The organism is Clostridium sp. N3C (genome assembly GCF_900095445.1).
Lineage (GTDB): Bacteria > Bacillota > Clostridia > Clostridiales > Clostridiaceae > Clostridium_AU.
In genome coordinates this window covers 1-13,133 of the sequence record NZ_FMJL01000067.1, presented here as the reverse complement: position 1 = coordinate 13,133, position 13,133 = coordinate 1, and the positions used below count along the sequence as shown (strand labels likewise).

Sequence of the window (13,133 nt, the reverse complement as noted above, 5' to 3'; positions counted from 1 at the left end):
AAAAAAAATTAAATGGAGATTTTGCTAATGAGATTAACCAATACTTTTTTACCTGTTAACAAAGAAGATTTAGCCGCTAGAAATATTGATACATTGGATTTCATTGTGGTTAGCGGAGATGCCTATGTAGATCACCCTTCCTTTGGAGCTGCCATTATCGGAAGGGTTTTAGAGGCTCAAGGATTTACAGTAGGAATTATAGCCCAACCAAATTGGAGAAACTTAGAGGATTTCAAAAAACTAGGCAAACCTAATAAAGCCTTTTTAGTTACCTCCGGTAATATAGATTCCATGGTAAACCACTATACTGCCGCTAAGCGAAAAAGAAATGATGACTTTTATTCACCTGGTGGAAAAGCCGGTTTTAGGCCAGATAGAGCTCTAATCGTATACTGTAATAAGCTAAGGGAAGCATATAAGGATGTACCAATAATAATCGGAGGTATAGAAGCTAGCTTAAGACGATTTGCCCACTATGACTATTGGGATGATAAAGTTCGTAGAAGTATTCTTCTAGATACTAGAGCAGATTTGTTAGTTTATGGAATGGGTGAAAGGACTATAGTCCAGATTGGAGATATGTTAAGGTACGGCGGTGATATAAAGAATCTTACCAATATAAGGGGTACTATGTACATAACTAAAGACCTTCAGCATGTATCAGATTATATAAAGGTTCCTTCCTTTGAAGAAGTTTCAAGTGATAAAAAAGCTTATGCTGAGGCCTTTAAATTAGAAGCACAGGAGCAAGATGATATTAGAGGAAAAACTATTATCCAAAAACATGGCAGTGAATATGTAGTACAAAATCCTCCTCAAAGCCCTCTTTCTGTAGAAGAAATGGATTTCTTTTATAATATACCTTACACAAGAGAATATCATCCTATGTATGAATCACAGGGAGGTATCCCTGCCTTAAAGGAAGTAAAATTTTCAATAACCAGTCATCGTGGCTGTTATGGTTCTTGTTCCTTTTGTGCTCTAACCTTTCATCAAGGGAGAGTTATTCAAAATAGAAGTGCAGACTCTATAGTAGAAGAAGCCAAACTACTTACAAGTTTAAAGGATTTTAAAGGATATATTCACGATATAGGTGGTCCTACCGCTAACTTTAGGCACAGAGCTTGTAAGGTTCAAATCGAAAGAGGCACCTGTAAAAATAAGCAATGTCTTTTTCCTGTTCCCTGTAAAAACCTTATAATCGATCACAGTGAATACTTAAATTTACTTAGAAGAGTTCGTAAACTACCAGGTATTAAAAAAGTCTTTGTACGTTCCGGTATTAGATATGATTATCTAATATTTGACAAAAAGGATGAATTTTTTAAAGAATTATGCCAACATCACATTAGTGGTCAATTAAAGGTTGCCCCTGAACATATTAGTGATAAGGTGTTAAAACAAATGGGGAAGCCTTCCCGTGATGTTTATGATAAGTTTGTAGATAAATACTTTAATATTAATAAAAAACTGGGTAAAAAACAGTTCCTAGTTCCTTATCTAATGTCTAGCCACCCTGGTTCAGACCTTAATGCAGCTATAGATCTAGCCCTTTATATAAAGGATATGGGCTATACACCGGAACAGGTTCAGGACTTTTATCCTACTCCCGGAAGTTTATCTACCACTATGTATTATACTGGTATCAATCCTATGACCGGAGAAAAGGTTTATGTGCCTAAGACTCAAGAAGAAAAAGACATGCAAAGAGCCTTGCTACAATATAAACTACCAAAAAACTATAATCTTGTTAAGAAGGCATTAATAATGGCTGGTAGGGAAGACTTAATAGGCAACCATAAAAATTGTCTTATTCCTAATCGACCTCCAAAAATTACAGAAACCGCAAAAAAAGCAAAAAAATCAACTTCACCTTCAAAAGCAAAAAAGTAAAAGGCTTCAGTCTAACTGAAGCCTTTATTTTACTATATATCAATGTTTATTTTTCTTAATGGCATTAATAGCATATACTAACACTAAAACCCATCCTATATCACTAATAACTAGTCTTGGTAATATATGAATTCCCAAAACCTTTAACACTATTTCAATTATAGTTAAAGAAGAAGCTCCTATTAATAAACTTACCCCTATGCTATTTACTAATTTTTCTCCTATAATCATCAAGGCACAGATCATTATTATAGAAACAAGTACAATAAACACAAAATCAACTAATAGCCAATTTTGAAAGGATATGATATATCCAAAACTTTCAGTTCTTTTTATATTATAGTCCAATTTAAAGACTGTTATTGTGTAGAACAATAAGACTAGAACACTAATTAATATTAAATAATCAATTTTAATTTCACTATTTCTATAAAAAATATATAAGCATAGAAGAGCTGTTATAGGTATAGTTGCTAAATTTACAAGAGAAAAAAACTTAAGTATGTACAAAAATATAATGTTTTTTGATTGAAATAAAATTATGTTAGCGACAAACCTTAATCCCCATAAAGTTATAATAATGATTGATAAGAGTTTAATCTTATCTGGTGCATATTTATTTGCTGTTCTAGCGGCCATAACAGCAATCAAAATTAGCAGCATTTCAATAAATATATAAATATAAGAAGTAGGCATTATTATCTCCTTCATTAATTATTCTATAGATATATTTATTATGAAAGCTGCTAAAATATTCTTTACTTTATCATTGATTAACGCCAAGAACCTCTATATCACCTGGCAAACATTCTATTACCAAAGGGAAATCTGGTCCTCTTTCTCCATCTATATCCGTTACAATATCCTCATCACATTCTATAACAATCTTCTTTGATTTAAAATAAACTATAGTATCATTGCCTTCCAGATGTTCTCCTTTAGCCATTTTTATTAATAAGGATACAATATTTTTTATTGGCGCAGATTTTACTATAATTACATCAAGTAATCCATCCTCTAAAGAGGCCTTATAGGCTAATTTTAAATTTCCAGCTGTTTGTCCATTGAACACTAACATTAAATACATATCTCCTATGTATTTCATTTCCTCTGCTAAAACCTTTATCTTTAAGCTTCTAAAGTTAGGTAACTGCTCTATACCTTTAATATAATAGGCAAGCTTCCCCATGGTATTTTTTAAATTAGTATCTGTTTTTTGAGAAACATCTGTAAATAAACCAGTGCTAGCTACATTAACGAAATGTTTATCGTTGATTCTTCCTATATCTAATTTTTTAGGTTTACTATTTAATATTTTTTCACAAGCTTCTTCCACATCTTGCGGCATACCTATATGCTTTGCAAAATCATTAGCAGTGCCTACCGGTAAAATTCCAATAGGTAGATTTATGTTTAATTCCTTCATATTATTTACAACAGTATCGACGGTGCCGTCCCCACCAGCAATCAATATGTACTTATATTCATCATCCAAATCCTGTAGGGCTTCCTTTAAATCACAGCCTAAATTAATTCTATAGGGTATAACTGTATAACCATACTTCTGATGAACTGCTATAACCTTATCAATATCTGTTATAATAGAATTTTCTCCAGAATAAGGATTATAAATAAATTTTACCTTTTCCATATTTATCTCCTTATAATTTCTTTCTAATATATATTTATAATAATCAACATAAATTATACCACTAAAGCAAATAAATCCACAAGTCAATAGACCGTGGATTTATTGAAATTCTTCTTTACATATTAGGACTACATGGCTCCGATATACTTTTTAAAGCCTCTTCAGCATTATCTTTTAAAGTAGGTTCCACAGCAATATCACCTAAGGATATCATTCCTACCAACCTTCCATTTTCCACTATAGGAAGTCTTCTTATTTGTCTTTCACTCATAATTCTTGCTGCATCATGTACATCTTGATCGGGACTTCCGCAAACAGGATTTGATGACATAATTTCTCTAACGGTTTGACTACAGCTTTCTGCACCCTTTGCTACAGATCTTAAAGTTATATCTCTATCTGTAATTATTCCAACAACCTTTCCATTTTCGCATACCGGTACTGAACCTACATTATACTCATTCATTAATTGAGCTGCTCTTTCTACATTATCGTTAACATCTACACAAGCTACATCCCTTGTCATAACATCTCTAACTTTCACACTATCACCTCTCTAAAATTCTTTACATAGATAGTATGCTCAAGATCAAAAATCTTATAATTTTTTCACATATATTCATTAGCTCTTAATTATTTGTCAAATTTAGTGTATAATATATTGTGAAGCAATTATAGTTATTTTAAGGAATTATCTATTTATTTTTTGAGGTGATTTATTTATGCACAAAAATGCAATACCTAATGTATTTACCTTAGGAAACTTATCCTGTGGTATACTCTCTATTTTAATGACCTTTCAAAAAGGTAACTTCCAATTGGCTTGTTTATTTATCTTAATAGCAGGTATAATGGACAGATATGATGGGAGAATTGCTAGACTATTAAATGTATCTAGTGATATTGGAAAGGAGTTAGATTCCCTAGCAGATTTAGTCTCCTTTGGTGTAGCCCCAGCTCTGTTAGTGTTCTCTCTATATGAGTTTTATAGCTTAGGTATACCAGGCTACCTTGTGGTTTTAATATTTCCAATAGCAGGTGCATACAGACTAGCAAGATATAATTGTACTAGCTTTGATGGTTTTTTTATGGGAATACCTATAACTCTAGCAGGTTCAATTATGACCTTATTTTCACTTTTAACTATGCATAAAACTACTCCTATTATTTTACCAATGATTTTTCTTATATCCTTATCCTATTTAATGGTAAGTAAGCTAAAAATAAAAAAGGTGTAGCACCTTTTTTATTTTTTTATAACTTTAATTCATTATCGATTTCATCTTTAATATAGTCTAATTGCAAATGTTCTTTCAAAGCCGTAGTTTTTAGCTTACAATAATTAACATAAGCATGATCTGTATCCTTTAGAGCATCCACTATATGATCAATAACCTTGCCTAGATCACTGGCCCTATTTAAAGCATCCTTAATATCCCTTCTATGGGCTAATGAAATATTGTTCAACTCATTAGCTCCTGCTATTAGTAATCTATAGGAATTCACTAATTTTGTTAGTAGATCAGCAAGATTATTTATATCAGCATAGTAATTTTCTATTACATTTCTTTGGCTCAACCCTACCACCGTATAATATTTCTATCATAACATTATATTAATCATTACTAATTTTTATTCTTTCAATTTCAAAGGTTTGTCCGAGTCCTCTTCTCGCTCATAATAATCCTTTTCCTCTTCTATTTGTGGCTTTCTTTCTTCCTTATCTTCTAAAAGTTCTAAAACATAATAATCTGGATAATGAAAAAACATAGCTACCTCCTAATTTTAATTCTACTTTAATAAAATACTAGGAAGTAGCTAAAAATGTTCATTAATACTTATAGAAACAACTGCCGCCAATAAATTCACGTAAGATTGAATTCTCTGGTACTAAAGAGGTATCAACTTCCTTAAAGAAGCTTAAAAAGGTTTTTAATTTATTTGCTTCATAATACACTGGACTATCAGGCTTGATCTTTGAAAGCTCTGCCAGCGCAAACTTCTTTAATACGCATAATTCATATACTATAGTAGAGTTAAACATAACATCTGCTTCTTCTTGGAATACAAATATATTTCTTTCCTCTCCCCTTGTTATAGACGGCCACATCATCAAGGTTTGTTCTCCTCCATAACCTCTTGATAGAAAATCCCTAACAATTCTTCTAATCTTTCTTACATCGGTAGTAGGTATTCTATTATGATCATCTAAATTAAGCTGAGTAAGAGCGCTAATATATATTTTAAATTTATTTTCTGCTGGAATAGTGGATGTTAACATATCGTTTAGTCCATGAATACCTTCTATAAGAATTATTCCGTTTTTAGGTATAGATAGTTTTTCCCCTTTTTCTTCCCTTTTGCCTGTTTTAAAATTAAATTTGGGCACCTCTACTTCTTTACCTTGAAGCATGTCATTTAAGTGCTTATTAAAGAGATCTAAATCTAGAGCATAAAGAGATTCAAAATCTGGTTTTCCCTCTTCATCTAATGGAGTTTTATCTCTATCTACGAAATAGTCATCCAATGAAATAGGTATTGGAATGTAACCATTAACCCTAAGCTGAATACCTAGACGCTTAGCAAAGGTGGTTTTACCAGAAGATGATGGTCCAGCAATTAATACTACTTTAACTTCCTTTCTGTCATGAATCATATCTGCAATATAAGCTATCTTCTTTTCATGTAAGGCTTCAGATACTCTAATGATGTCAATTATCTCATTATTATCTACTTTTTCATTTAAAGAGCCTACATCTCCTACTCCCAATATATTTCCCCATTGTTCCGTTTCATAGAAAATTTTTGTTAGCTTTTTTCTTTCAACGAAGATTGGAATTTCATTAGGATTTTTCTCTGAAGGAAATCTCAATATAAATCCAGGCTCATAATACATAAGATCAAAAAGCTTAATAACTCCGGTGGAATTAGCCATTAGTCCATAAAAATAATCGTATCTTCCATTAAGCTCATAAAGGTTGAATTCTTCAATATCTTGATGTTTTAATAAACGAACTTTATCCTCAAGACCATATCCTTCAAAGATTTTTATAGCCTCTTCCGTAGTTTTAGAAACTTTATGGATTGGATAATCTGCATCAATAATTTCTTGCATCTTTTCTTTTATTTTTATTAAATCTTCACTATCTAAAGGGATCTCTTTATGAATTTCTCCAAACAAAGCATTACCTAAAGAATGCTCTATAGTAATTTTAGCCTTAGGGAATATATCACACACTGCCCTTATTAAGATAAACTGTAAAGTTCTAATATAGGCCTTCATACCCATTTGATGAGTTATATCAAGTACTTCAAATTCACCATCCTCTGTCAAAGGACTAGACAACTCTAAATAGTTATTATTTAGTCTTCCAAGTATAGGTTCATTTTCACCCTTTAATTTAAATTTATTTATTAAATCAGCAACGATTATTCCTTTTCTTGCTTCAATAGTTTTTCCATTTACCAACTTCAATTTCAGAGTATTCATTTTAAACTACCGCCTTTCTTCAAGCCTTGCTAAAATCTAGGTTTAAAAGGTTTATTTCACCTTCATCACATTTTATATTCTGAAAATTCTAAACTATAGTTCTATTATACAATAAAAATAGAATTATTCTACTCTTAAGAAGCAATAATATAAATATTCACTCATAATTTTTGATTAATATGCAAAACTATAGATATGCAATTACATAACTTAAAAGGATATATTGAAATATATGGTTTCATTTCCATCTCTCTATATATACATACTACTTTAAAGGAGCTTAGGTGATTGTATGTTTATTGTACTTATAAGAACAATAATACTCTTTGCTATGGTTATAATTTCAATGAGAATTATGGGTAAACGACAGATCGGTCAACTACAACCTTATGAACTGGTTATAGCTATCATGATATCTGAACTTGCTTCCCTTCCCATGCAAGATACCCGTATTCCCTTGATTCATGGGATAATTCCAATAGTGACCCTACTTGTAATTCAAATAGCAATATCCGTATTAGAATTAAAATCTGATAAGGCAAGAACTTTTTTCGATGGCAAGCCTAGTATAGTAATAAAAAATGGAAAGCTTGTTTTGTCAGAACTAAAGAATCAAGTATTTACTGTCAATGATCTCATGGAAGAACTAAGGATGAAAGGTTACTTTAATATTGATGATGTGGAATATGCTATTTTAGAAACCAATGGTCAAGTATCTGTTATTCCTAAAGATAACAATCAACCAGTTACTAAAAGTGATATGAATATCCAAATAAATGCTAAAACCCTTCCTGTTATTATCATAAGTCAAGGAAAAATATGTTGGGAAAACTTAAAAATAATTAATAAAACAGAAAAATGGTTAATGAATCAACTTGAATCCGCTAATATAAAAAATATAAAAGATATCTTCCTTGCTATAATGACCACAGAAGGTAAACTCTTTATACAAGATTATTCTGATTACGAAAAAAATCCTAATAAAAAACAGGAGGTAGAGCTTTGAAAAATCTTTGGATTTCTATAAGTTTTTTTATTTTAATGATAATAGGTATGCTATATGCTTTAAATTACTTAAACACTGTATGTAAAGAAGTAGAAGAAAAAAGCGTTAAGTTAGAAGAACTAATTAACGCTGAAAATTGGGAGGAAGCAGATAAACTATCAAATGATTTATATTATAGCTGGATAAAAAAAGCTAAAGTTATGACTGTTTTTGTAAATCATGTAGAAATAGATAGCTTGAATAATGAAATTCTGAATCTTACACAATATGTAAAGTGTAAAAGTAAAGATGATGCATTAACTTGCAGTCACACTATTAAGTTTTATTCGCAAAATATAGCAGACCTGCAAAAACTAAATATTTCAAATATATTTTAGTATACTTTATAATGTTTCTGATAAAAACTACATATTTTCTTTTGCACGTTTTACATCCTCTTCACCACACTGCTGCGCTCCATATCTAGCCTTATAATATATATGTGTCAATAGACTATAATCTTTAGAACTAACTGATTCCATATTTTCACTTATAACCTTAGCAGTATGATATTTTTCAGGGATTACCCCTAATTTTTTATAACTTTTTACAAGTTTTTTATACAAACGTCTTATCTTCACGTTATTTGAAAGATCCGTAGATTCTTTAAATTTACCCTTTACTCTATTAATAGTATTAGGAATAACCTTTGCAATATCACTTTCTTTTAACACCGATTCTCTTTTTTCTTTTGTATTTTTTTTATAACCTAATAAATCCTTTAAAGCTTCCTTACCTTCTATAACAAGGGCATACAATAAATAGATTAATACTACTGTAACTATTGCTATTAATGTAACTTTTAAAATATAACCTATATACATAAGTATTTTTGAATCCTTCTGCTCAGCTTCTAATAATTCTTGTATTTTTTTGGCTGTATCTAATTCTACTTGATCATTATTATTCTTTTTTGGATTTAGAAAGTTATCCATATTGTAGTTTATTGTATTATTGGGTATAAAGTTAAAAAGGCTATCAGCAACATCAAAGGCTCCAGACAACCACAAGATAACGTTGAAGAAGAGCATTGTAAATATCACAAGAAAAATAATAGCTCCAGAGTTTTTATTCATGCCTTCCCTAATCTTTCCTGAATTATTATCCTCCCAAGCTAATACCGCACTTTTGCTTATTATCTGCAGATATACTAAAATAGTAATAATGTTGATAATTGCAGCTATAGTAACTATAGATATGCTTTCTGGTAATGTAGTCATTGTAGCTAAGCCATAGTAAAATATATAGGGTAACATAGTAAAAATTAAGGAAGACAAATTCAAATAATAAGTGGATTTAGCTTTTAATTTCTTTACATAGTAAAACACTGTAAATAATTGAATAATAGTATACACTATTTTTTCTTCTAAGCTAGAAAAAAACATAAATATGCAAATAATCAATAGAAAATTATATGTTAAAAATCTAAAACCATTCTTTGTTTTATGCTTTAACACTACTATACTTAATTGAAAAGGTAGCATAATAAGCATACCTATAAGTATATCCCTTATTCCTCCATCACCATAAAAAAGCAAAAACACTGGAGTAAAAATAAGGAAAAAACGCACTACAGCTTCTAAGCTTTCAATTAGCAATGACTTTCCGGGTATCTTATTGATCCAACTTTCACTATTTTGTATTATTAGATAATGCTTTTCCATAGCATCTTCACATCCCTACAATATATTCTTCCAACTCATCAAAGTTTTCCCTTTCTTTTTTTATTTTAGGGACTATCCATATTAGGCTATAACCTTCTTCTATTTTTAACTTAAAGGCTTTTTTAGCTTCTTGACTATAAAAATGAGAGACCAACAATATTACACGATTTTTCTTTTGTATTGCTATTTTATTATTAATTAAATCTGCTAGTGTGAACTCTTGTTTACTTGTATTTAAGGCAGCTAAAGCTTCATAAACTTCCCTAATTTTTTCATTATAGCTTGCCGCATTTACTTCTAAGGCTTTTTTAGTAGTTTCATCCCTACCGTTAGAGAATACTTCTACCTCCATACCTCTTTTAACAAATTCATTAGCCATGGAAGCAGCTATGCTTATACCCCTTTCTATCATATCCATATCATCGAATTCATTATATTTTTCAACATTTAGAAGTATAGTAATTCCAGCACTAGATGTACTATCAAATTGATTAACCTTCAGTTCACCGCTTTTAGCAGTTGCCTTCCAATTTATAGTTTTCATGCTGTCAAAGGGTGAGTATTCTCTTATTCCCCTCAATTGAAAGGGATCATCTATCAAATTTTTTTTAGTTATAAGTTCACCGGTAATTTTATTAAATAATAAACCTATCTCCTCAATAGCTACTTGTTGAGGATAAACAAAAAGTACAGCCTCATTATCATATTTCTTAATTAATCGGGTACTGCTAAAAATATCTCCGCTTAAAAGCTCAAGTTCTTTAATTTCATAGTAACCTCGTCTATGAGCTAACAAGGTATATTCTCTAGTAACTTTCTCATAGGCTCGAAGATAAAAACCTTCTGACCTATAATTATCATGGCCTTTTTGCAGATTACTTTCTTCTACAAACACTAGATTTTTCGATAGCTTATATCTTACAAGTATCCACCACAAAGGAAAAAGCTTTTTATTAGTTAAACTTATTTTTATCTTACATCTTTCTCCTTGAAAAATCTCTTTCTTATCAAAGTCAATTTCTGCACTTATATTTTTAAAACAATTCCTTATATAAATTTCTCTGATAATTTTATAAAAACCTATAGCTACCGCTAAAATTATTAGTATTCTCATAGTTTCACCTATTGCTATGACCATTTTTCCGTAGGGACCTTTATCTCTTGGATAATATCCCTTAACAAAGACTGAGCCTTTATTCCTTTTATCCTTAATGTATCCTTTATAAGGATCCTATGAGGCAGTACATAAAAGATCATACTTTGTACATCCTCAGGAATAACAAAGCTACGCCCCTTCAGGGCAGCATAACATTGACAAGCTTTCAATAAGGCAATAGTTCCCCTTGGACTTACCCCTAAGATTATGTTTTCATGTTTTAAGGTTTTCTCTGTTATTTGAAGTATGTAGTCCATAATTTCATCTTTAACAAAAACATCTTTAAAGCTTTCACTAGCTTCAATTAACTCTTCTTTACTGCAAACTGCTTCTAAATTTTCAATAGGATTATCCTTTATAAATCGCTTTAAAATTGCCTTTCCTTCTTCAAAGCTTGGATATCCCATGTTTACCTTTACAAAAAACCTGTCCAACTGAGCTTCTGGCAAAGGAAATGTTCCTTGATTTTCTACCGGGTTTTGAGTAGCTAAAACTAAAAAAGGATTATCTAGCACATATGTATTACCATCTATGGTAACCTGTCTTTCTTCCATAGCTTCCAGAAGTGCAGATTGAGTTCTTGGTGTAGTCCTATTAATTTCATCCGCTAACAGTATATTTGTAAAAATAGGACCCTGTCTAAAAGTAAATTCAGCGTTTTTTTGATTAAAAAAATTGATACCGGTCAAATCAGAAGGAAGTAAATCTGGAGTAAATTGTACCCTTTTAAAATCGCCACCTATGGATTTAGCCAAGGCCTTTGCCAACATAGTCTTCCCAGTACCAGGCACATCTTCAATAAGGATGTGTCCCCCACAAATTGCACTAGTTAAAATAACATCAATTACTTCATCCTTACCTACAATTACCCTATTTATGTTTTCTTTTATCTTATTGCCTAACTTTTGAATATTTTCTACTTTCATAATAACACCTTCTTTCTTAATATGATTATATCAAATTTACATCAATTTAAATATAATTATTCATTTTTCCTTTTCATGAAATATTTATTACTTTTTATAGTCTTTAGTATTATTTTTTATTTATATATTTATTGAGTAAAAAAGTTTTAAAAAATCCATAATAAATATAGAAAAATAAAACTCTATGCTTTATAATGAAATTGTACATATTAGTCCCAGCGGGTCTATTTATGTCCCAAAACCGGTATTTTAAATGAAAGGTGGAATAAAAATGGCATTAGTTACTACTAAAGAAATGTTTAAAAAGGCCTATGAAGGCGGTTATGCTATCGGAGCATTTAATATCAATAATATGGAGATAATTCAAGGTGTTGTTAACGGAGCTAAGGCTAAGAATTCAGCAGTAATTCTCCAATGTTCAACAGGTGCTTTAAAATATGCTGGACCAAAATATCTAAAGGCTATGGTAGATGCTGCTATAGAAGAAACTGGAATAGATGTAGCATTACATCTAGATCACGGTCCAGACCTTGATGCAGTTAAGCTTGCTATCGAATCTGGCTTTACTTCAGTTATGTTTGATGGTTCCCATTTTGAATATGAAGAAAATGTAAGAAAAACTAAGGAAGTTGTAGAATACGCTCACGCCAGAGGAGTAGTTGTAGAAGCTGAATTAGGAGTACTTGCTGGAGTAGAAGATGATGTTAAGAGCGATCATCATGTATATACAGATCCAGACCAGGCTGTAGATTTTGTTAACAGAACTGGTGTTGATTCTTTAGCTATCGCTATTGGAACAAGCCACGGTGCTTTCAAATTCTCAGGAGAAGCTAAATTAAGATTTGATATACTTGAAGAAATTCAAAATAAGTTACCTGGTTTCCCAATAGTACTTCACGGTGCATCTGCTGTTGATCCAGAAGCTGTAGAAACCTGCAACAAGTACGGTGGAAACATAGCTGGAGCTAAGGGTATTCCAGTAGATATGCTAAGAAAGGCTTCCTCCATGGCAGTTTGCAAAATCAACATGGGTACAGACCTTAGATTAGCTATGACAGCTGCAATAAGAAAGGTATTTGGAGACACTCCAAAGGAATTTGACCCAAGAAAGTATTTAGGAGCTGGAAGAGACGCTATCCAAAAAACTGTAGAGTACAAAATTGAACATGTACTTGGTTCAGTTAACTCAATGAACAAGTAATATAAATCCGCGGGTTTCCCGCGGATTTTTTACTCTATAGGAAATTATATATTTAAGAAATTGTGGATAAGTTCGATAAATTACCTATAGGAGTATTAAATTGGGTG

At 31.1% G+C, this 13,133-nt stretch carries 14 protein-coding genes; 5 read left to right on the top strand and 9 right to left on the bottom strand.

Features of this window, described 5'->3' with window-relative positions:
- Window positions 1-27 precede the first annotated feature (27 nt).
- The gene (locus tag N3C_RS13675; protein ID WP_074366573.1) at window positions 28-1,893 is read left to right on the top strand and encodes a YgiQ family radical SAM protein; all 1,866 of its coding nucleotides are present in this window, start codon (window positions 28-30) and stop codon (window positions 1,891-1,893) included.
- Between the two features lie 39 nt (window positions 1,894-1,932).
- On the opposite strand, the gene N3C_RS13670 is transcribed toward N3C_RS13675, so the two are convergent.
- From N3C_RS13670 to N3C_RS13660, 3 genes are all read right to left on the bottom strand, one after another.
- Window positions 1,933-2,589 (bottom strand): hypothetical protein, encoded by a 657-nt coding sequence (locus tag N3C_RS13670; RefSeq protein ID WP_074366572.1) that lies wholly within the window; start codon window positions 2,587-2,589, stop codon window positions 1,933-1,935.
- 70 nt (window positions 2,590-2,659) lie between these two features.
- Complete coding sequence (locus N3C_RS13665; RefSeq protein WP_074366571.1) at window positions 2,660-3,544, bottom strand: YegS/Rv2252/BmrU family lipid kinase; 885 nt, start codon at window positions 3,542-3,544, stop codon at window positions 2,660-2,662.
- A 115-nt stretch (window positions 3,545-3,659) separates the two neighbouring features.
- On the bottom strand, window positions 3,660-4,088 hold the full coding sequence (locus N3C_RS13660) for a CBS domain-containing protein (protein WP_074366570.1): 429 nt from the start codon (window positions 4,086-4,088) through the stop codon (window positions 3,660-3,662).
- A 178-nt stretch (window positions 4,089-4,266) separates the two neighbouring features.
- Between N3C_RS13660 and pssA the strand changes: the two genes are divergently transcribed.
- Window positions 4,267-4,782: a CDP-diacylglycerol--serine O-phosphatidyltransferase gene (pssA, locus tag N3C_RS13655; protein ID WP_074366569.1), complete on the top strand. Its 516-nt coding sequence runs from the start codon at window positions 4,267-4,269 to the stop codon at window positions 4,780-4,782.
- A 16-nt stretch (window positions 4,783-4,798) separates the two neighbouring features.
- On the opposite strand, the gene N3C_RS13650 is transcribed toward pssA, so the two are convergent.
- From N3C_RS13650 to N3C_RS13645, 3 genes are all read right to left on the bottom strand, one after another.
- Complete coding sequence (locus tag N3C_RS13650; protein ID WP_373432814.1) at window positions 4,799-5,131, bottom strand: hypothetical protein; 333 nt, start codon at window positions 5,129-5,131, stop codon at window positions 4,799-4,801.
- A gap of 45 nt (window positions 5,132-5,176) precedes the next feature.
- Entirely contained in the window at window positions 5,177-5,314 is a 138-nt protein-coding gene (locus tag N3C_RS15165; protein WP_178377837.1) for a hypothetical protein, read from the bottom strand.
- Window positions 5,315-5,375: 61 nt separating this feature from the next.
- Window positions 5,376-7,034: a nucleoside kinase gene (locus N3C_RS13645; protein WP_074366567.1), complete on the bottom strand. Its 1,659-nt coding sequence runs from the start codon at window positions 7,032-7,034 to the stop codon at window positions 5,376-5,378.
- A gap of 292 nt (window positions 7,035-7,326) precedes the next feature.
- Between N3C_RS13645 and N3C_RS13640 the strand changes: the two genes are divergently transcribed.
- Complete coding sequence (locus N3C_RS13640) at window positions 7,327-8,040, top strand: YetF domain-containing protein (protein WP_074366566.1); 714 nt, start codon at window positions 7,327-7,329, stop codon at window positions 8,038-8,040.
- On the top strand, window positions 8,037-8,417 hold the full coding sequence (locus tag N3C_RS13635; RefSeq protein ID WP_074366565.1) for a DUF4363 family protein: 381 nt from the start codon (window positions 8,037-8,039) through the stop codon (window positions 8,415-8,417). The genes N3C_RS13640 and N3C_RS13635 overlap by 4 nt, the downstream gene beginning before the upstream one ends.
- 27 nt (window positions 8,418-8,444) lie before the next feature.
- Here the strand turns inward: N3C_RS13635 and N3C_RS13630 are convergent, their stop codons facing one another.
- The 3 genes from N3C_RS13630 to N3C_RS13620 are packed head-to-tail and all read right to left on the bottom strand — an operon-like array spanning window position 8,445 to window position 11,825.
- Complete coding sequence (locus N3C_RS13630) at window positions 8,445-9,743, bottom strand: hypothetical protein (protein ID WP_074366564.1); 1,299 nt, start codon at window positions 9,741-9,743, stop codon at window positions 8,445-8,447.
- A gap of 7 nt (window positions 9,744-9,750) precedes the next feature.
- Window positions 9,751-10,881: a DUF58 domain-containing protein gene (locus N3C_RS13625; RefSeq protein ID WP_083604570.1), complete on the bottom strand. Its 1,131-nt coding sequence runs from the start codon at window positions 10,879-10,881 to the stop codon at window positions 9,751-9,753.
- Window positions 10,872-11,825: an AAA family ATPase gene (locus tag N3C_RS13620; protein ID WP_074366562.1), complete on the bottom strand. Its 954-nt coding sequence runs from the start codon at window positions 11,823-11,825 to the stop codon at window positions 10,872-10,874. The genes N3C_RS13625 and N3C_RS13620 overlap by 10 nt, the downstream gene beginning before the upstream one ends.
- Before the next feature lie 271 nt (window positions 11,826-12,096).
- On the opposite strand from N3C_RS13620, the gene fba reads away from it, so the two are divergent.
- Window positions 12,097-13,026 (top strand): class II fructose-1,6-bisphosphate aldolase, encoded by a 930-nt coding sequence (fba, locus tag N3C_RS13615; protein ID WP_074366561.1) that lies wholly within the window; start codon window positions 12,097-12,099, stop codon window positions 13,024-13,026.
- The last annotated feature ends 107 nt before the right edge of the window (window positions 13,027-13,133 follow it).

Excerpts from the sequence above, each read along its gene's own strand:
- N3C_RS13675 (WP_074366573.1), top strand. The coding sequence starts at position 28 with ATGAGATTAACCAATACTTTTTTACCTGTTAACAAAGAAGATTTAGCC.
- N3C_RS13625 (WP_083604570.1), bottom strand. The coding sequence starts at position 10,881 with ATGGTCATAGCAATAGGTGAAACTATGAGAATACTAATAATTTTAGCG.
- N3C_RS13665 (WP_074366571.1), bottom strand. The coding sequence starts at position 3,544 with ATGGAAAAGGTAAAATTTATTTATAATCCTTATTCTGGAGAAAATTCT.
- N3C_RS15165 (WP_178377837.1), bottom strand. The coding sequence starts at position 5,314 with ATGTTTTTTCATTATCCAGATTATTATGTTTTAGAACTTTTAGAAGAT.
- fba (WP_074366561.1), top strand. The coding sequence starts at position 12,097 with ATGGCATTAGTTACTACTAAAGAAATGTTTAAAAAGGCCTATGAAGGC.
- pssA (WP_074366569.1), top strand. The coding sequence starts at position 4,267 with ATGCACAAAAATGCAATACCTAATGTATTTACCTTAGGAAACTTATCC.
- N3C_RS13670 (WP_074366572.1), bottom strand. The coding sequence starts at position 2,589 with ATGCCTACTTCTTATATTTATATATTTATTGAAATGCTGCTAATTTTG.
- N3C_RS13645 (WP_074366567.1), bottom strand. The coding sequence starts at position 7,034 with ATGAATACTCTGAAATTGAAGTTGGTAAATGGAAAAACTATTGAAGCA.
- N3C_RS13620 (WP_074366562.1), bottom strand. The coding sequence starts at position 11,825 with ATGAAAGTAGAAAATATTCAAAAGTTAGGCAATAAGATAAAAGAAAAC.
- N3C_RS13630 (WP_074366564.1), bottom strand. The coding sequence starts at position 9,743 with ATGGAAAAGCATTATCTAATAATACAAAATAGTGAAAGTTGGATCAAT.
- N3C_RS13640 (WP_074366566.1), top strand. The coding sequence starts at position 7,327 with ATGTTTATTGTACTTATAAGAACAATAATACTCTTTGCTATGGTTATA.